Here is a 19,330-nt window from a genome sequence, read left to right as displayed (position 1 = left end):
TTCCGGACTGACAGGGGCGGGCGCGTCGGCTAAGGGCTGTGGCGGGGGCATCGGGGAACTGTCGGAGCCGGCGTCGGCGTCATCGGGATTTCATCGCTCCTCCCTAGCGTGGCCGCGGTCAGACGAAGGCCCGGACCACAGGGGAAGGACGGCTCGATGGCGCTGAGGACATGCAGAGCGAGGCTGCCGATGGTGGCCGCGGTGGCGGCGGTGATGGTGAGCACGATGGCGGCCACCGGGGCGCCGGCTCCGGGGCAGGCGCCCGACAAGCCGACCATCCGTTACACCGAGTACGGAATCCCGCACATCATCGCTTCCGACTGGGCGGGACTGGGCACGGGCTACGGATACGCCGCGGCCAAGGACAACATCTGCACCTTGGCCGACACCTATCTGATGGTCAACGCCCAGCGGTCCCGCTATCTGGGGCCGGACGGCAAGGCGAGCCCCGGCGAGCACCAGAACACCACCACCAATCTCAACAGCGACATCTACTTCCAACGGATGAACGACAACCGGGTGGTGGAGCGGCTGATCGACCTGCCCGCGCCCAACGGGCCGGAGCCGGAGGTCAAGGAGGCCATTCGCGGCTACGTCCAGGGGTACAACCGGTACCTGGCCGAGACGGGCGTGGACCACATCACCGACCCGGCCTGCCGCGGCAAGGCGTGGGTGCGGCCGATCACGGAGCTGGACGTCTACCGGCACGCGCACGCCGAGATCATCATGGGCACCGCCGACGTGCTGCTCGACGGCGAGGTGAACGCGGCTCCCCCGGGCGCTTCGGCCGCCGCCCCGGCCGCCGCCCCGCCGGCCTCCTCGGCCGCGGAGACCGCGTCGAAGATCCGTGACGCGATGGCGGTCAGCCGGCAGCAGAGCATGGGCAGCAACGCGCTGGCGATCGGCTCGCAGGGCGTGTCCGGGGGCACGAGCATGCTGCTCGCGAACCCGCACTTCCCCTGGCAGGGAAAGAACCGGATGTGGCAGAGCCAGCTGACGATCCCGGGCAGGATCAACGTCTCCGGGGCCAGCCTGCTCGGCTTCCCCGCGGTGAACATCGGGCACAACGATGATGTCGCCTGGAGCCACACCGTCGCCACGGTGGCCCCCTTCGGGCTCTTCGACGTACAGGTCGATGCACTGCACCCGACCAACTACCTGGTCGACGGTGCCTGGGAGGCGATGACCTCACAGCAGGTCGGCGTCGACGTGCTGAACGCGGACGGTTCCATCGGCAGGGTCAACAGGACCTTGTGGGCGACGCGTTACGGCCCGATCACCAATCAGGTACTGACCGTCCCGCTGCCCTGGGTGGTCAGCGCGCACGCGGTGCGCGACGCGAACATGGACAACCTGCGGGCGCTGAACACCTGGTTCCGCCTCGACCAGGCCAAGGACGTCGACGAGGTGGTGAACACCCTGGAGACCACGCAGGGCGTCCCCTTCTTCAACACCGTCGCCTCCGACCGCAAGGGCAACGCCCTGTACGCGGACATCCAGGCCACCCCGAACATCACCGACGAGCACGCCCAGTCGTGCCTGACCCTGACCGGCCAGGCGCTGTTCAACCAGGTGCTGCGGCTGCCGAACGTGCCGCCGGTCTCCATCTTCGACGGCAAACGCAGCGCGTGCGACTGGCCCACCGATCCGAACGCGGTCGCACCGGGGCTGCTGGACCCGCACAGGCAGCCGCGGCTGATCCGCAAGGACTTCGTCGGCAACGCCAACGACAGCGCCTGGCTGGCCAACCCCGAGCAACCGCTGTCCTTCCCCCGGGTGATGGGCGACACGGCGGCGCCCCGGTCGCTGCGCACCCAGGAGTTGATCCTGACCGCGCAGAAGCGGATCAACGGCACCGACGGCCTGCCCGGCCGGGGGTTCACGCCGGAGAACATGCGGCAGCTGCTGTTCGCCGACAACAGCCGGGCCGCCGATCTGGCCCTCGACGCCACGGTGACGATGTGCCGGGCCCAGCCCTTCGGGCTCATCCTGGTGGACGGCCAGCTGGTCAACGTGAGCGAGGCCTGCCCGATCCTGGCCGGATGGAAGAGCCACGACTTCACGGCGGACAGCCGGGGGTCCTGGCTGTTCGAGAACTACTGGTACGCCCTGCTCGGCGGCCAGTCGGTGGAGAAGCTGCCGTGGCGGATCCCCTTCGACCCCAACGACCCGGTGCACACTCCCAACTCGCTTGACTCCGGAAGCTCCGCCGTCCGCGACGCGTTCGGCCGGACGGTCATCGCCTTCCGCAATGCGGGGATTCCGCTGAACGCGGCGTTGTCGGACGTACAGAAGATCACGCGCAACGGCGAGCAGATCCCGATCCACGGGGCGATCCACGAGCTGGGCGTGCTGAACGTGGTCACCCCCGGCTCGGTCGACGGCAAGATGGACATCACCTTCGGCTCCAGCTTCGTCCAGCAGGTGCGCTTCACCGCCGACGGGCCGCCGCAGGCCTCCTCCGTACTGGCCTACTCCCAGTCGGCCAACCCGAATTCACCGCACTACGCCGACCAGACCAAGTTGTTCTCGGCCGGCCAGTGGGTGACCGAGCGGTTCACCGAGGAGCAGATCGCGGCCTCGCCGGCCTTGGAGGTCAAGGTCCTGAACTGAGACCGGTCTCCCGATCGGTCTCGCACCCGCACGACGACAGAACTCACGAGGGAGCGCGCTGTGACGAGGACATCGAGTCGGTGGCGAATGGTGGTGGCCCTGATGGCCGCCGTGGTGGGAATGACGCTGCCGGCGGGTACGGCACAAGCCGCCGAAGGCACCGAACCGCCGAGGATGACGGACGGGTTCGGCCTGACCCAGGTCGACACGACGGTGGGCGGTCCCACCAACTTCTACATCACCGTGACCACACCCGAGGTCTCGGGCAAGCACCACATCAAGATCATCCTGCCGAGCGGTTACTACGACGACCCGGCCAGGCGCTACCCGGTGCTGTACTTCCTGCACGGTTCGCCCGACGACCCGATCCAGCAGAACTACCCGGCGCTGACCACCTCGAACGAGATGATCACCGTCATCCCGGACGGGGGCGCCCGGGGCTGGTACGCCAACTGGCTCAACCAGAGGACCGCGGCCGGTGCCCAGAACTGGGAGAACTTCCACCTCAAGCAGGTGATTCCGTTCATCGACGCGAACCTGCGGACCATCGCCGCCAAGAAGGCCAGGGCCGTCGCCGGTGTCTCCATGGGCGGGTTCGGGGCCCTGCACTACGCCCAGGTCCGCCCCGACCTGTTCAGCCAGACCGCCTCCCTGTCGGGTGACATCGACCTGTCGGTCCGGTCCATGGACCTGCGGATGGCCGTCGTCGCCTCCCTCGTCGGCTACTCCCCCGGCGTGGACAGTGACGCCGCGTTCGGCTCGCCCTACCCGGTGTTCAACGCCGACTGGAGGTTCAACGAGGTGGACCCCGCGGCGCACATGGACAAGCTCGCGGGAGTCGGGGTCTCCATCTACGTCGGCAACGGACGCGGAGACGTCACCGACCTGGAGTTCTGGGTGGAGAGCGCGTCCAAGCACGTCAAGGACAGCATGGACGCCCTGCGCATGCCCTACTACTACGTCGACTACGGCGACGGCGGCGGCTGGGGCACCAACTGCAACGGCGGCCACAACGCCTGGTGCTGGGAAGCGGACCTCCAGGACCTGATTCCGCGGCTGGAACGGTCCTTCGCCTCCTGACCACGCGGAGCCGGGCCGCCCCGATCCGGTGGCGGTCCGGTCACCCCGGTGGCGCGGTCACCACGGAGACCCGGTCACCTCGGCGCCCCAGTGAGCCCGAGGCCCGCTTCGTCCCCGCGCAGGACCGACTGGCGCGTCCGCTGCAGCAGCCGGCCCGGAGGAACGCCGAGTTCCTCGGCCAGCCGGCGGCGGGCCCGGTCGAACACGGTCAGCGCGTCGGCCCGGCGGCCGCTGCGGTACAGCGCCCGCATCAGCATCGCGGCCACCGGCTCGTGCAGGGGGTGGGCCGCGGACAGGTCGAACAGTTCGGCGACCGCTTCGGAGTGCTGCCCCAGCCGCAGCTGCCACTCCAGCTTCCGCTGCGCGATGGTGATCCTGCGCTCGGTGAGCCGCAACCGCTCCAGCTCGGCGAGCGGCCCGGGCAGGCCCGCCAGGGGCTCCCCGCGGAACAGGTCCAGCGCCTGCGAACACAGCCGGACCGCCTCCGCCGGTTCTCCCGCCCGGTCGGCCGTCGCGATGTCGGTGACCAGCTGCTCCATGCGGGACACGTCAACGTCGAACAGGCCGGAGACCAGCCGGTAGCCGCACGGGTCGTGCTCGATCACCGCGTCGGGGCGGCCGTCCCCGGTGCGCAGGGCCTTGCGCAGCCGGTAGATGTACACCGGCACCACGTTCGTGACCGGCGAGTTGGCCCCCCATACTCCGTCGAGCAGTTCCTGCTGACCGACGGTGCGGCCCGCGCACAGCGCGAGCGCCGCCAGTACGGCTTGCTGGCGCAGATGCCCCAGCTTCAGCGGCCGCCCGTCCTCCCATGCCTGCAGCGGTCCGAGCAGGGAGATCCGCATCGTCGGTCCGGCCGCGCGGTGGGCATGGGCCCGGGGCGCCGGGTTCGTCGCCTCCGTACGCGGACCGCGGCCGGGGACGACCAGCCCGCTGTCGAAGGCGTGGACGATGGCGGCGGCCCGGTCGCGCAGCCCGAGTTTCACGAGGACCCGCGCGAGGTCTCCGGCGACGGCGTCCTCGGAAAGGGCGAGAGCGTCAGCTATCTCGTCGTCCCGCAGGCCGCAGCCAACCGCGTGGAGCACCTCGCGCTCCTGGTGCCCGAGCGCGGTGGCGATCGGTCGGCAGGTGGCGGCGGTCGTCGGCATCGCTGCTCCCCCGGGCTCCGGGCTGATCGTTCGGTCGGTCGGTTCCGCAGGTCTGGCGGAAGCCGTCGACAAAGTAGGGGGGAGAGCGCCGGGCCGGGCATCCGGAACGATCCGGAGTGACAGACGCGAAGCCCTCGACATCCCTGGACACTGCGCCGCCCCCGCGGCGCAGGACCGATGGCCCATCTTCCCTGCCGGCCAAGGGGGTTGCCGATTCCATCGGCATTTCATCGGTGCGCCCTACTGTCGGCCGCCGACGACGGGAGAGGTTCCGGTGACGACTCTAAGATCATGGTGCGGCAGAGTGCTCCTGCTGCTGATAGCCGGCGCGGCCGCCGTCGCCGCGACCGCGCCCACTGCCGCGATGGCGGCCGTCTCGTCCGACCGCGGCGGCCCGATCACCCGTAGCGAGGTGATCTGGCGGGCCCAGTACTGGATGGACCAGCATCCCCCGTACAACCAGCAGGGTTCCGCGCCCGACGCCGGCGGCGATTTCCGCTACCGCACCGACTGTTCCGGTTACGTCTCCATGGCGTGGCATCTGAACGCGAGCCCGAACACCCAAGGGCTGCCCGGCTATTCGCACGAGGTCGCGCGGGACGAGTTGCGCGCGGGGGACATTCTCAATTCGTTCTACGACCACACCCTGATCTTCCACAAGTGGGAGGACGATCACGGCGGGTTCTCCTACTACAGCTTCGGCGGAGGTTCCAGCGGCGTAGAGCCTCCGGGGCACTTCCGCACGAACATCAACAACCCCACGATCGACGGTCACCCCAACGGCGACTACAAGGCGCTCCGGTACGACAACATCGTCGAGGAGTCCGCGACGCGGCCGCACCCGTACGCCCCGGGCCGGGTCACCTCGGGGCGGTCCGCGGACGGGCGGCTCGAGGCCTTCGCCGCCGGAGCCGACGGCGTCTACCACGCGTGGCAGACCGCGGTGAACGGTGCCTGGTCGCAGTGGCGGTTCGAAGGCGGACCCCGCAACGCACAGCTGTCCGTAGCCGCCAACGCCGACGGACGACTCGAAGTCTTCGCCCTCTCCGACGCCACCTTCGACCACATGTGGCAGACCGGGGTCAACGGCTCCTGGTCCACCTGGGAGAACTTCGGCGGAGGCGGCTACCGGCTCGCCACCGGCAACAACGCCGACGGCCGCATCGAAGTCTTCGCCTCCAACACCAACGGAGTCTTCCACCGCTGGCAGACCGCACCCAGCGGCAACTGGGCCAACTGGGAAGGCACCGGCGGCAGTCCGGCCACCTCACGCCTCGCCCTCGAAACCGCACCCGACGGACGTCTTGAAGTCTTCGCCCTCTCCGACACCACCTTCCAGCACCTCTACCAGACCGGGGTCAACGGCGGCTGGTCCACCTGGGAGAACTTCGGCGGCGGCGGACACGACCTCACCGTGAATCACAACACCGATGGACGGCTGGAGGTCTTCGCCTCCAACGCCAACGGAGTCTTCCACCGCTGGCAGACCAGCCTTTCCGCCTGGTCCGGCTGGGAGGGGATGAGCGGTCCGGTCAACTCCGAGCTGGCTTCGGACCGTTCGGCGGACGGCCGGGTCGAGGTGTTCGCGATCAACGGCAGTACCGCCGCCCACATCTGGCAGACCGGTCCGAACGCCCCCTATTCGGCTTGGGAAACCTTCGGCGGTGGCGGCACGGAGATCACCGCCGGCCACAACGCCGACGGGCGCATCGAAGTCTTCGCGACGAGCAGCGCCGGTGTCTTCCACCGCTGGCAGACCGGTTTCTCCGCCTGGTCCGAATGGGGCTGGGTGGGCACTTCCGCAGGACCGGGCATCGCGTGAACTCCGCACATATCACTTCACGACAGAAGGGCAGACAATGGCGATAACTGATTTACGCCGCGTGTTCACCAGACTGGCCTTCGTGGCCGGCACCTGGGCGTTGGCCGTCGGGATGACCGCCTCGGTCGCCGTCGCCGCACACGCGCCCGTTCCGCCTCCGGTTCCGGGCAAGGACCACTCCGGGGTCTCCCGGTATTTCAGCGGCCCGCAGGGCTTCGCCATTCCGACCGTGCCGTGTGATCCGGCCGGTCCGTCGGCCGCCGACGGCATCATGGCCGACCAGCTCAACCCGCAGTTGCACGCGAAGATGGCCGGCTACATGGACGCCTACAAGGTGTCCTGCGCGCGGATGGTCACGCAGGCGGTCAAGGACCGGGGCCTCAACCAGAGGGCCGCGGCCATCGCGATCGCCACGATCATCGTCGAGTCCAGCGTCAACAACTACGCCCAGGCCGTCGACTACACCAGCCTCGGGCTGTTCCAGCAGCAGGACTGGTGGGGCACCCGTGAGGAGCGGCTGAACCCGGCCCACGCCACCAACGCCTTCTTCGACGAGGTGGAACGGATGTATCCGGGCGGCTCGTGGAACAACGAGGCGATCGGCGAGGTGTGCTGGCACGTCCAGCGACCGCGCGAGGACCTGCGCGGCCTCTACGCCATCGAGGCGGACGACGCGGTGATCATGGCCAACGCGCTGTGGTCCGGTACGAGCAGCACCGGCCCCAAGCACCCCTACGGCGCCGGCCGTGTGGTGTCCGGGCGGTCCGCGGACGGTCGGCTCGAGGCCTTCGCCGCCGGCACCGACGGCGTCTACCACGCGTGGCAGACCGCGGTGAACGGCGCCTGGTCGCAGTGGCGGTCCGTAGGCGGACCGCGCAACGCACAGCTGTCCGTAGCCGCCAACGCCGACGGACGACTCGAAGTCTTCGCCCTCTCCGACGCCACCTTCGACCACATGTGGCAGACCGGGGTCAACGGCTCCTGGTCCACCTGGGAGAACTTCGGCGGAGGCGGCTACCGGCTCGCCACCGGCAACAACGCCGACGGCCGCATCGAAGTCTTCGCCTCCAACGCCAACGGAGTCTTCCACCGCTGGCAGACCGCACCCAGCGGCAACTGGGCCAACTGGGAAGGCACCGGCGGCGGTCCCGCGACCTCACGCCTCGCCCTCGAAACCGCACCCGACGGACGTCTTGAAGTCTTCGCCCTCTCCGACACCACCTTCCAGCACCTCTACCAGACCGGGGTCAACGGCGGCTGGTCCACCTGGGAGAACTTCGGCGGCGGCGGACACGACCTCACGGCCGGCTACAACCAGGACGGCAGGCTGGAGGTGTTCGCCTCCAACTCCACCGGTGTGTTCCACCGTTGGCAGACCAGCCCGACCTCGTGGTCGGAATGGGCGGGCATGGGAGGGATCTCCAACGCCGAGCTGACCCACTCGCGGTCGGCCGACGGCCGCGTCGAGGTGTTCGCGATCAACGCCACCGCCGCGAGCCACGCCTGGCAGACCCGCCCGAACGCGCCGTACTCGGAGTGGGAGACCTTCGGCGGTGGCGGCACCGAGATCGCCGCGGGCAACGACGCCGACGGGCGCATCGAGGTGTTCGCGACCAGCAGCGCCGGTGTCTACCACAAGTGGCAGACCGGCTTCGCCACTTGGTCGGACTGGGCCTGGCTGAACAATTCCGGACCGGCGATCAACTAGCCGCCCCCGCGGGGATCCGATCCGCGGACGGGAGCTCCGAAGGGCGCCCGCCGCCGTCCCGCCGACCGCACCCGCGGCAGGCGCCGGACGCCGGCGGGCGTTCGGCGCTCCGCCACGGCCTCAAACATCGGTGCTCCGGGCCTCCTCCTCAGGTCCAGGACACCGGCGCTCTGCTCGGCCCGTCGCCCGGCACGGGGTGGGTGGCGAGGGGTGCTGACGTGGGGTTTCGGGTCAGCACCAGAGCAGCACGGGAGCCAGCGAGGCGTCCCCGAAACAGGTGTGACTCTGCAATTCCGGCACGGCCTCACGACCAGTTCCGGAGGGGTTGCCCGGTTGGCCTGCGGGTCATGTGGTGCGCGGGCACACCAGTGGCGGCCCGATTGTGATGGCGGGCCGCATATACCGCCGAACTGCGGACTTCTACGTTGTGCCCATGCCCGACGTCCCCGCAGACCCCCTGGAAGTGGTTCACATGGTCTCCCCAGCATCCGCCCCGAATCCGCTCGCGACCCGGCTCCTCGGCAGGGTTCCGTAAGCCGAGAATCGTCACCGAAGGTAACGAATACCCAAGCATTCGACACCCCCCAGCCACGGCGCGTTCGACGGAATGGTTGCCGCCCAAGCGCTCTCGCTGTGCCGTCCGCACGCCTAGCTAGCCTGGAGGCATGGGCGGTGAGCTCGTGACGGTGTTCCTCGGCGGCGACGTGATGCTCGGGCGCGGTGTCGACCAGATCCTTCCGCACCCTGGTGATCCGGCCCTGGCGGAGGCGTACGTCACCGATGCCCGCATGTACGTCGAACTCGCTGAGGCGGTCAACGGCACGGTTCCGCGGCGGGCGGCCTTCTCCTGGCCCTGGGGCGAGGCGCTGCGCCTCCTCGACGCGGCCGCGCCCGACGCCCGGATACTCAACCTGGAGACCTCCGTCACCCGGAGCGACGACGCGGCCCCCGGCAAGGCGGTCCACTACCGGATGCACCCCGCCAACCTGCCCTGCCTGGCAGCCGCCCGTCCCGATGTCTGCGTCCTCGCCAACAACCACGTCCTGGACTACGGCCGGCGCGGGCTGGCCGAGACGCTCGACTCGCTCGCCACCGAGGGGCTGGCGACGGCAGGCGCCGGAGGCAACCTCGACGAGGCGCGGCGGCCCGCGGTCCTCCCCCTCCCCCCGGCCGGAAACCGGCGTCTGCTGGTCTTCTCCCTGGGGATGGCATCGAGCGGTGTCCCCCACAGCTGGGCCGCCACCGCGGACCGCAGCGGCATCGACTTCGTCGCCGAGGCCTCGGACCGGGCCGCGGCAGCGGTGGCCCGCCGGATCCGGCGGGAGAAGGGACCCGGCGACCTCGCGGTCGTCTCGGTCCACTGGGGTTCCAACTGGGGCTACACCGTCCCGCGCGACCACGTCCGCTTCGCGCACGCACTCGTCGACGGCGGCGCGGACATCGTCCACGGGCACTCCTCGCACCATCCACGCCCGATCGAGGTGTACGGGGGCCGCCTGGTCCTTTACGGCTGCGGCGACCTGATCAACGACTACGAGGGCATCAGCGGCTACGAGCGGTACCGGGACGATCTGCGGCTGCTCTACCTCGTCTCCCTGGAGCCGGACACCGGACGGCTCGACCACCTGCGCATCATCCCCTTGCAGGCTCACCGGATGCGCCTGCGGCGCGCCTCGCAGCAGGACACCGCCTGGCTCCACGAAGTCCTCGCCCGCACCAGCCTCGGTTCCAGCACGCGCATCACCCGCGAGGAGGACGGCACCCTCCGCGCAGAGGGGGGAAGGCTGCACAATCGAGGGTGAGGAGCGCGGCGCCCGCGCTCCGGCTGGAGGGCAGCCGGATGCCTGGGACGGGCTGCTCTACGTCGTCTTCGTGGCGTCCTGCTGGCCCTTCTCCGGGGCTCGTGGCCCACCATCCTGGTGATCGCGGGCGGCCTGTTCATCGCGCAGTTTCTGGTTCAGCGACCGGATCGCGGCCTTCAGCATGGGCGCCCGCGAGGTCACCCCGGAGCAGGCGCCCGAGCTGCACGGTGCCGTGGACCGCATCTGCGCCCTCGCCGACATGCCCAAGCCGCGGGTGGCGATCGCCGACAGCGACGTGCCGAACGCCTTCGCCACCGGCCGCGGCGAGCACCGCGCTGGCCTGCGTCACCACCGGCCTGCTGCGCCGCCTGGAGCCGGAGGAGCTGGAGGGTGTCCTCGCGCACGAGCTGTCGCACGTCGCCCATCGCGATGTGGCGGTGATGACCGTCGTCGTTCCTCGGTGTCCTCGCGGGAATCATGACCCGGGTCGCGCTCTACAGCGGACTCGGCCGGGACCTGCGCAAGGCGGAGCCCTTCAACGCGTTCTGGTTCGCGCCCGCGTTCTCCTCGAAGAAGAGCCTGAGCAGCTGCTCTCCTCCCACCCCACGCTGGAGGAGCGGCTGGACCGGCTGGGCCGGATCGCGGCGCAGCTCGGCCGTCCCTGAGAGGCTTCTCCCGTGGGACTCCTCGACACCATCCTCGGCCGCAGCAAGCCGGTACCGCCCGACCTCGACCGGTTCTCCGGGCTGCCCACCGCCGCGATCAGCCTTCAGGCGGCTGCCGGGTTCGCTCCCACCGGCGTCGGCTTGGTGTGCTTCGCCAGCGTCGAAGGCGGTGCCCTCGCCGGGCTCCAGGAGGACGTACGGGAGCTCCTCGGCGCCGATACCGGGCGCGGAGGCGGTGGCGGCCTGCCGGTCGAGCCTGACCTGGGCCGCTGGTTACCGGTGTGGGGCGCTCCCGGGCCCGGCTGAGCCCGAGGCGTTCCAGTGGGCGGGACGATCGGCGAAGGGAGCGGCTTCCAGGACACCGTGAGCACGCCGTCGATGTCGATCAGGACCCGCTCCGATTCGTTCCATGGGACCGACCGTCCTCGACTTGCGCAGAAGCCGCACATGGGATTGCTTCGAAGTAGGTGGGCACGAGGTTTCCATCTCCCCTGCGTAGGGAGTGATCCACCGTGATGTTCGCCGACCGCACGGACGCAGGACAGCAGCTCGCCGAAGCACTCAGGCACCTGGTGAGGGAGGATCCCGTCGTCCTGGGCCTGCCCCGTGGCGGAGTGCCGGTGGCCTTCCAGGTGGCGCGGGCGCTGGGCGCCCCGCTCGACGTGATTGTCGTGCGCAAGCTCGGGGTCCCCTCCCACCGTGAACTGGCTTTCGGCGCCATCGGCGAGGGCGGCGTACGGGTCATCAGCGACGACATCGTCCGCATGGCCCGGGTCGGGCAGGAGGATCTCGCAGCGGTCGAGCGCGCCGAGACGGCGGCGCTCGCCAGTCAGGCGCGGCGCTTCCGCGGCGGCCGGCCGCGCGTACCGCTCGACGGGCGGTCGGTGATCCTGGTGGACGACGGGATCGCGACCGGCGCCACCGCCGCGGCCGCGTGCGAGGTCGTGCGGGCGCAGGGCGCGGCCCGTGTGGTGCTGGCGGTTCCGGTGGCGCCGCCGGATGCGGTCGCCCGGCTGCGTACCCAGGCCGACGACGTGGTGTGCCTGTCCACACCGCGCGCCTTCCGCGCCGTGGGCGAGTGGTACCTGGACTTTTCCCAGACCCCCGACGAAGAGGTCCTCGCCCTGCTGACGCAGGCCGCACAGGGCCCTGCGGAGCGGCTGTCTGCCGGGGCGGGCGAGGTGGCCGGGGCGGGCGAGGTGGTGGTGGACGCGGGCGGCGTCGCACTGGCCGGAGACCTCACCGTGCCGCCGGGCGCAGGGGGCGTCGTCGTCTTCGCCCACGGCTCCGGCAGCAGCCGCCACAGCCCGCGCAACCGGTCGGTGGCCGCGGCCCTGAACGGGGCGGGTCTGGGCGCCCTGCTCTTCGACCTGCTCACGCCGGCGGAGGAAGCCGACCGCGCGAACGTCTTCGACATCGAAACCCTCGGCCGGCGGCTGGCGGACGCCACACGCTGGCTGGAACGCCTTCAGTCCCTGCCGTCCCTCCCGATCGGCTATTTCGGAGCGAGCACAGGAGCCGCCGCAGCGCTGTGGGCCGCCGCATCCGCCGACGCGGACATCGCAGCCGTGGTCTCCCGCGGCGGCCGCCCCGACCTCGCCGGGCCCCGGCTCGCCGACGTACGGGCGCCGACGCTCCTCATCGTGGGCGGCCGCGACACGACGGTACTCGGCCTCAACCGCCAGGCCCAGCGTGAGCTCCGGTGCGAGAACCGGCTTGACGTCATCCCCGGCGCCACGCATCTGTTCGAGGAGCCGGGCGCACTGGACGAGGTGGCCGGCCTCGCCCGGGACTGGTTCACAGGGCACCTGGCGACCGGGGCCTGACAGATCGGTCCGCGGGTCATCGCAGCTGGCGGCGGACCAGGTCGTGGAAGAGTCCGGCCGGGTCGGCGAGCAGTGCCGCGGGCGGGCCCTGCTGGACGACGCGGCCGTCCGACATCACGATCACCCGGTCGGCGTCCATGATCGTGGACAGCCGGTGGGCGATCACGAGGCGGGTGGCGCGCAGGGTGCGGGTGGATTCGATGACCACGCGCTGGGCCTCGTTGTCCAGCGCGCTGGTGGCCTCGTCGAAGAACAGGATGCGCGGCTTGCGGAGGAGGGCCTGGGCGATCATCAGCCGCTGGCGCTGGCCGCCCGACACGGTGCCGCCGCCGTCGGACAGCATGGTGTGCATGCCCATCGGCATGGCCTTGATGTCCTCGGCCAGGCCCGCCAGCGCGGCGGCTTCCCACGCCTCCTCCGGCGAGAACGCCCCGGTGCCGCATATGCAGTCGAGGATCGAGCCGGCGAAGGGCTGGGCGTTCTGCAGGACGACGCCGCACTGGCGGCGCACGGCCGCCTGGTCGAGCGCCGCCAGGTCCTGGCCGTCGTAGAGCACGCTGCCTTCGGAGGGCTTGTCGAAGCCGATGAGCAGCCTCAGCAGGGTCGACTTGCCGCAGCCGCTTGCCCCGACGATCGCGACGAACTCGCCCGGCCGGACCTGGAAGCTGACGTCGTCCAGGACCAGCGGGCCGTCGTCGCTGTAGCGGTAGGAGAGGTTCGCGGCCTCGATTGCGCCGGTCAGCTCGCCCGGCCGGGTGCTGGATCGGGCCACCTCGGGGACCTCCCGCAGGAGCGGCTTGACCTGCTCGAACATCGGCAGCACCGCGGCAGCCGAGATGAGCGCGCCGGTCAGCTGCGTGACCGAGGACAGCAGCATCGTCAGGGCGGTGCTGAAGGTGAGGAACTCGGCGGCGGACATGGCGCCACGGGCCGGTCCGGCCAGCAGCACGAACATCACCAGCGTGCACAGCGGCAGGTAGACCGCGCCGAGCACCGTGATGACGTTCTGTATCCAGCCGATGCGCTGCTGGAGCTCGCGGGTACGGGCGAACTCTCGCGCCCAGGCTGCGTAGGCGAAGCTCTCGGCCGCGGCGACGCGCAGTTTCGGCAGTCCGCGCAGGGTCTGGAAGGCCTGGTTGTTCAGCTGGTTGCCGAGCTTGACCAGCCCGCGCTGGTAGCGCAGCTGCCACAGCCCCAGGCCCAGGAAGACCGCCGCGATGACGACCAGCATGGCGACGGCGGCCATGGCCAGCGGGACGCTGTAGACGAGCAGCAGTACGAGGTTCATCGTGCCCACCGCGCCGGCCTGTACGCAGACCGGGCCGATGCCGGACAGCACGCGGCGCATCGCGCTGATGCCCATGGCCGCTCCCGCCAGTTCGCCGGTGGAGCGGCCTGCGAAGAACTTCGTCGGCAGCCGCAGCAGGCGGTCCCACACCGCGGGCTGCAAGGTGGCCTCCATGCGACCCTCCATGCGCAGGATGGAGATGTTCTGCAGCAGCATGAAGGCGGCCGATACGACGGCGGTCGCGATGAGGGCCAGGGCCGTCTGCACGATGAGGCCGTTCTCGGCGTCGGGCACGTACCGGCCGAGCACCTGGCCGGTGGCGATGGGCACCAGGGCGCCCAGGAGCACCGCGACCAGCCCGCCCAGGACGAGGCTGCGCAGCTCGGGGAGGGTGCCGCGGACACTGAAGCGCAGCAGGGCCGCCAGGCCCACGCGCCCGTCGGGGAGCGGGCGGTAGAACATGACGGCGCGCGGTTCGAAGGCGGCTTCGTCGCCCCTGCCGATGCGCTCGCGCGTGCCGGTGGCCGGGTCGAACGCCTCGTAGCGGCCTCGCCGCCACAGCAGGGCGACCGGCGTGCCGTCCTGCTCGCGCAGGCCCACCAGGGGGCCGCTGTTCTCCCGCCACCAGGGTCCGCTGAGCCTGACCGTGCGGGTGCGGATCCGCGAGGCGAGCGCGATCCGCTCGACGGGGTCCATCCGCTCGGAGGCGGAAGACGCCTCGCCCGGTTCGGACCCCGGTTCGGACAGGGTGATGCGGGCCTCGCGGGCGACCAGGCGGCACACGGCGAAGGTCGCGTCGGCGTCCGCGCTCCGGAGGGAACGGCCTCCGGAGCGGCCGATGGAGGCCAGGAGCGCCCGGTCCGCCTGGGTGCGGGCGGTCTGACCGGCCTCGATGCCGGCAGCCGTACGGTCCGCGTGGTCGCGTTCGAGCTGCTCGATCCAGCGGTCCAGGGCGTGCAGCAGCCGGTACTGCTGGTCGACCATGCCCTGCCACATCGCCGCGTCGACGAGGAGGGTGCCCACCGCCTCCGTCTCGTACGCGGCTCCGTACTGGACGGCGCCGGGGGTGATCTGCATCCACAGGATGTCGTCGTCGGCTCCGCCCTGCCCGGAGGTGGCGCGGCCGTCCAGCGGTGCCTGGTAGAGCACGCGCAGGCCGCGGCCGATGCCGCGCGCGAAGGCGTCGTCGAGCGGGCTCAGTTGTGGCGCGGGGGCGCCGTACACCCCTTGGCCGGCTGGGTCGGCTTGGTCGGCCCACCACTGCTGGAGCGGGGCGCCGTACTCCGGGCCGGGCAGCTCCCGCAGCTCGATGCGGCGCAGCTGGCACCCCTGCAGGGGCCGGCCGACCAGGGTGTGCTCAGGCCCCTCGGCCGGGCCCAGCAGGAGGGTGCCCGCCTCCAGCCGGCCCAGGAAGTGCCAGTGCCCGGCCTGCGCCGCGTCGACGGCGAAGAGGTCCAGTTCGCCGTGCACGACGAGCCACAGGACGAGAGGGCCCTCCAGCGACAGGCTGCGCAGGCCCGTGCAGTCGACCGGCGAGCCCAGTGCGCCGAGGGCCGCGACGACCGCGTCGGAGTAGTGGGCCGGGGCCCAGCCGGGGTGTGCGAAGGGAGCCGTGGCGTGTTGGGGGTACGTCACCTCAGTGCTCCTTGACCAGTTGGGCGTACGGGCCCTGCGCGGCCACCAGGTACTCGTGCCGCCCGCGTTCCACCACCGTGCCCCGGTCGAGGACGACGATCTCGTCGCTGTCGCGTACGGTGCTCAGCCGGTGGGCGATGACCACGCAGGCGCAGCCGCGGCGGCGCAGGTTGTCGATGATGACCTGCTCGGACACCGCGTCCAGAGCGCTGGTCACTTCGTCGAGGACCATGATGCTGGGGCGGCGCACCAGCGCCCGGGCGATCTCCAGGCGCTGGCGCTGGCCGCCGGAGAAGTTGCGGCCGTCCTGCTCGACGCGGCTGTGGATGCCGCCGGGCCGGCGGGCGACCACGTCGTGGACGGCGGCGTCCTGCAGCGCGGCGACGACGGCCTCGTCCGGGATGGAGGGGTCCCACAGCGTGACGTTGTCGCGGACGGTGCCTTCGAAGAGGAAGACGTCCTGGTCGACGAAGGAGACGGAGGCGGCCAGCGCGCCGCGCGGGATGTCCTCCAGCCGCATCCCGTCGATGCGGATGGCCCCCTCCCAGGGGGTGTAGAGGCCGGAGATGAGCCGGGAGACGGTGGACTTGCCGCTGCCGGAGCCGCCGACGAGCGCGACCTGCTGGCCGGGGCCGACCGAGAGGGAGAAGTCCTTGAGCAGCGGGGCGTCCAGCGGGCTGTAGCCGAAGGTGACGTGGTCCAGCTGGACGTGGCCCTTGAGGCGGCGGGTGCCGCCGGGGGGCTCGCGCCGCGAGAAGACCGCGTCGACGGGAAAGTTCTCGACGTCCTTGAGGCGGGCCACGTCGGCCGCGAAGTCCTGGATCCGTCCGGCGACGCCGCCCAGCCGGGAGATCGGCGCGGTGAAGCTGGTCACCAGGGCCTGGAAGGCGACGAGCAGGCCGACGGAGAGGTGCCCGTCCACCGCCCGCAGGCCGCCGATCATCAGGATCAGCGCGCTGTTGAGCGCGGCCAGCGTGGGCGCGACGATCGCCAGCCACGCGCTGGGCACGCCGAGCCGCTGCTGCACGTCGAGGGTGACCGCGTGCTGTCCGGCCCAGCGGCGGAAGAAGCCGTTCTCGCCGCCCGTGGCCTTCATCGTCTCGATGAGCTGGAGGCCGCTGTACGAGGTGTTCGTCAGCCGGGCGCTCTCGGCGCGCAGCTTCTGCGTGCCGGTGGCCCTCAGGTGGATCACGATCCGCATGGCCACCACGTTGAGCAGCGCGATCATCACGCCGACGAGGGTGAGCTGGGGGTCGTACGTCCACAGCAGCACCGCGTAGAGCAGGACCACGACGGCGTCCACGCCCGCGGCGGCCAGGTCCCGGGCGAGGGTCTCGGCGACGGCGTCGTTGGACTGCAGGCGCTGGACCAGGTCGGCAGGGCTGCGCTGGGAGTAGAAGGTGACCGGAAGTCTGAGCAGGTGCCGCAGGAAGCGGGCACTGCCCAGGGTGGAGGAGATGATGCGCCCGCGCAGCAGATTGGCCTGCTGGAGTGCGGTGAGCGTCGCGGTGAGCACCAGGGTGACGGCCATCGACGCGAACAGCACGCCCAGCAGGGACGTCTGGTCCCCGATGAGGAACATGTCGATGTACGTACGGTTCAGGGCGGGCGCCGACGCGCCGACCGCGACCAGCAGCAGGCTGGAGATCACGACGGCGGCCATGGTGCCCGAGGTGCCGCGCAGGCGGGCCGGCATCGCGCCCAGGACGCCCGGCTTGCGGCCGCCGCGGCGAAAACCGTCGCCGGGTTCGAAGGTGAGCACGACACCGGTGAAGCTGGTGTCGAACTCGTCCATGGGTACGAACCGGCGGCCCTTGCCGGGGTCGTTGATGTACACGCCCCTGCGGCCGAAGCGGCGGCCCGTGCCGTCGTAGACGACGTAGTGGTTGAACTCCCAGAAGAGGACGGCCGGGGCCCTCACCTCGGCGAGTGCGGCCAGGTCCATCTGCATGCCCTTGGCCTTCAGCCCGTAACCACGGGCCGCCTTGAGGAGATTGCTGGCGCGGGAGCCGTCGCGGGAGACGCCGCAGGCGATGCGCAGCTCCTCCAGCGGGACGAAGCGGCCGTAGTGGCCGAGCACCATGGCCAGGGCGGCGGCTCCGCACTCCACCGCCTCCATCTGCAGCACGGTGGGGGTGCGTACGGTCCTGGGCGTCTTGCCCCTGGCGGGGGCGGGCCTGCGGCGCGTGCCGCCCTTGGGCTCGGGGCGCTGGCGGCGGCGCCCGGCGGGGGGCAGCTGGGGCACCTGTGACTGCGGGGCGGTCACGGCAGCAGCCAGTCGACGGGGCGCTGGGCGGCGAGGTGGACTGCGCCGGTGACCGGCGTCGTCGAGCCGATGGCGTACGGGGGCCCGTCCCCGGAGGACCACTGGTAGCCGGACTTGGTGGCGGAGGAGCGGTCCAGCTGCACGAACACCGCGACCGGATTGCCCTGCCGGGCGAACTGTTCGGCGAGCCCCATGTCGCCGAGGAAGCCGCTGATCTGCGCCTGCGTCTGGGGCGCGCGGCCGACCGCCTTGACGCGGCCGCGCAGCACGCCGAAGCGGGGCTGGGCGACGGACTGGACGCTCAGGTCGACCGGGGCGCCCACCGGGATCGTCGAGCTGCTGCCGGCCGGCACGTACAGCACGGCCACGAGCGGATCCTGTGGGTCCTGCACGCGTTCCACGGTCGCCACGTCCGCGCCGGTCGTGACGACCGAACCCACCTTGGCGACCAGGGTCGTCAGCCTGCCGCCGGTCACCGCGCGAACGGGCCGGTCGCCCTGGTCGGTACGGACGGTCAGCAGGGGCGCGCCGGATGACAGCAGCTGGCCCTCCTCGGCGAGGACGCCGGTCACCTGTCCCGCGACCGGGCTCTGCAGTACGTAACTGCCCTCGGCGTGGGTGAGGATGCCGGGTGCGCTCAGCTTGGAGGACACGGTGCCGGTGAGGGCCCAGAAGCTCGCGGCGGCCATGACGGCGACCATGACGGCCAGTACGAGCCGCCCTTGTGGGCGCGCGAAGCGTACGGGCAGATCGAGTTCCTCGGGCGATTGCAGCTTGGAAAGCGCCTTTTGACGAAACTGCACGAACTATTCCTTCAACTGCATTCGTATCGGCCGGGCACGCGGGCGGCCAGGCACGAACCCCGGAGCGATGGGGGGGGACACTCCGGGGTTCATGGGGATATCTGTCCTGATCAGAGACCGGCGCGACCGACGTTCACCGAAACGCCGGTGATGCCCGAGACCAGGCCGGGGACGTGGGAGACGACGCCCTGCGCGGCCTGGACGGTGTGGAGGGAGCCCGCGAGGCCCACGACGTCGCTGACGTCGCTGGTCACGGCGCCGGCCAGGCCACCGGACACGCTGACGAGGCCGCCGGAAACAGCGTCCAGCTCGTCGTCGGCGATCTCACGGGTCTCAACGTAGTTACGCATTATGCGCACCTTTCATTTGTTGGGGGGATTCCGCGGCAGCCTGGCGGGCCGGAAATTCGGACGCCATTCTTTGCGCTGCCGCAGCGGACATGATGAAAGCACGCGAAAGCGCCGGCCAGCCAATCCGGCTGACGCCCCTTCAGGGGTGGGCGACCGCTTCATTCACCGAATGGTGACAACTTCTCCGCAAGATCGAGTAACAGATACGGGCAGCCCGCCGACCACACGGAACCAACCAGGACGAAGGATCACCAATCGCATGGGGCATATCCGGCATACCGACGAATGGTGAAGGTGGCAGGCACGCTCACGCACGCGATGTGC

At 70.9% G+C, this 19,330-nt stretch carries 11 protein-coding genes and 2 pseudogenes; 8 read left to right on the top strand and 5 right to left on the bottom strand.

Going from position 1 to position 19,330, the window contains the following annotated elements; translation table 11 throughout:
* Positions 1-156: 156 nt before the first annotated feature.
* Together ACZ518_RS12090 and ACZ518_RS12085 are read left to right on the top strand one after the other, a co-directional pair.
* Positions 157-2,613 carry a penicillin acylase family protein gene (locus ACZ518_RS12090; RefSeq protein WP_469112916.1) on the top strand — a complete coding sequence of 819 codons (2,457 nt, stop codon included), beginning with the start codon at positions 157-159 and terminating at the stop codon, positions 2,611-2,613.
* Positions 2,614-2,673: 60 nt separating this feature from the next.
* Positions 2,674-3,693, top strand: coding sequence for an alpha/beta hydrolase (locus ACZ518_RS12085; protein WP_469112915.1), 1,020 nt, complete (start codon positions 2,674-2,676; stop codon positions 3,691-3,693).
* Between the two features lie 74 nt (positions 3,694-3,767).
* On the opposite strand, the gene ACZ518_RS12080 is transcribed toward ACZ518_RS12085, so the two are convergent.
* Positions 3,768-4,841, bottom strand: a complete 1,074-nt coding sequence (locus tag ACZ518_RS12080; protein ID WP_469112914.1) for an AfsR/SARP family transcriptional regulator — start codon at positions 4,839-4,841, stop codon at positions 3,768-3,770.
* 304 nt (positions 4,842-5,145) lie between these two features.
* Between ACZ518_RS12080 and ACZ518_RS12075 the strand changes: the two genes are divergently transcribed.
* The 6 genes and pseudogenes from ACZ518_RS12075 to ACZ518_RS12050 all read left to right on the top strand — a co-directional run bounded on the left by ACZ518_RS12075 (position 5,146) and on the right by ACZ518_RS12050 (position 12,664).
* Positions 5,146-6,663, top strand: a complete 1,518-nt coding sequence (locus tag ACZ518_RS12075) for a PLL family lectin (RefSeq protein WP_469112913.1) — start codon at positions 5,146-5,148, stop codon at positions 6,661-6,663.
* A gap of 37 nt (positions 6,664-6,700) precedes the next feature.
* Complete coding sequence (locus ACZ518_RS12070; RefSeq protein ID WP_469112912.1) at positions 6,701-8,371, top strand: PLL family lectin; 1,671 nt, start codon at positions 6,701-6,703, stop codon at positions 8,369-8,371.
* A 665-nt stretch (positions 8,372-9,036) separates the two neighbouring features.
* Entirely contained in the window at positions 9,037-10,173 is a 1,137-nt protein-coding gene (locus ACZ518_RS12065) for a CapA family protein (RefSeq protein ID WP_469112911.1), read from the top strand.
* A pseudogene (locus ACZ518_RS12060) lies at positions 10,163-10,838 on the top strand (M48 family metalloprotease). Before ACZ518_RS12065 ends, ACZ518_RS12060 begins: the two are co-directional and overlap by 11 nt.
* Positions 10,839-10,850: 12 nt before the next feature.
* Positions 10,851-11,093, top strand: a pseudogene (gene pspAB, locus ACZ518_RS12055) (PspA-associated protein PspAB); the annotation flags it as partial.
* 257 nt (positions 11,094-11,350) lie between these two features.
* Positions 11,351-12,664 (top strand): phosphoribosyltransferase family protein, encoded by a 1,314-nt coding sequence (locus tag ACZ518_RS12050; RefSeq protein WP_469112910.1) that lies wholly within the window; start codon positions 11,351-11,353, stop codon positions 12,662-12,664.
* Between the two features lie 16 nt (positions 12,665-12,680).
* Here the strand turns inward: ACZ518_RS12050 and ACZ518_RS12045 are convergent, their stop codons facing one another.
* From ACZ518_RS12045 to ACZ518_RS12030, 4 genes are all read right to left on the bottom strand, one after another.
* Positions 12,681-15,587 carry an NHLP bacteriocin export ABC transporter permease/ATPase subunit gene (locus ACZ518_RS12045; RefSeq protein ID WP_469112909.1) on the bottom strand — a complete coding sequence of 969 codons (2,907 nt, stop codon included), beginning with the start codon at positions 15,585-15,587 and terminating at the stop codon, positions 12,681-12,683.
* Position 15,588: 1 nt separating this feature from the next.
* Positions 15,589-17,853: an NHLP family bacteriocin export ABC transporter peptidase/permease/ATPase subunit gene (locus tag ACZ518_RS12040; RefSeq protein ID WP_469112908.1), complete on the bottom strand. Its 2,265-nt coding sequence runs from the start codon at positions 17,851-17,853 to the stop codon at positions 15,589-15,591.
* Positions 17,850-18,656 (bottom strand): hypothetical protein, encoded by an 807-nt coding sequence (locus ACZ518_RS12035; protein WP_469112907.1) that lies wholly within the window; start codon positions 18,654-18,656, stop codon positions 17,850-17,852. The genes ACZ518_RS12040 and ACZ518_RS12035 overlap by 4 nt, the downstream gene beginning before the upstream one ends.
* A 110-nt stretch (positions 18,657-18,766) precedes the next feature.
* Positions 18,767-19,006, bottom strand: a complete 240-nt coding sequence (locus ACZ518_RS12030; RefSeq protein ID WP_469112906.1) for a hypothetical protein — start codon at positions 19,004-19,006, stop codon at positions 18,767-18,769.
* Positions 19,007-19,330 lie beyond the last annotated feature (324 nt).

It is taken from the genome of Streptomyces sp. NPDC033966 (genome assembly GCF_055575955.1).
The sequence above is the reverse complement of the archived record's forward strand: the minus strand, read 5'-3'. Positions and strand labels throughout refer to the sequence as shown.